General features: G+C 46.5%; 1 pseudogene. It reads right to left on the bottom strand.

Annotated elements, in window-relative coordinates:
• A pseudogene (locus C5469_RS23185) lies at positions 1–243 on the bottom strand (ISNCY family transposase); the annotation flags it as partial.

The raw sequence follows: 243 nt of genomic DNA, 5'->3' as shown, positions 1-243 counted from the left end.
GCTCAGCCCGGTACTGGTGACAATAATGTCCAAACTCACGCCATGCCGTAATAAGGCTCGAGCCGTTTCCACTTTACCTTTCTCTCGGCCTAGTTCAATACCTTCCTCTCGACCTTGTTCAATACCTTCCTCTCGACCTTGTTCAATACCTCGCTCAAGCCCTTTTTGTTCAAGCTGTTCTGCAATAGTCATCAACATCGTTTCATGCTCCGGAGATTGTTCAATCAGTTGATGGACAAATTG

The sequence above is a fragment of the Photorhabdus cinerea genome (assembly GCF_011189575.1).
GTDB lineage: Bacteria > Pseudomonadota > Gammaproteobacteria > Enterobacterales > Enterobacteriaceae > Photorhabdus > Photorhabdus cinerea.
The sequence above is the reverse complement of the archived record's forward strand: the minus strand, read 5'-3'. Positions and strand labels throughout refer to the sequence as shown.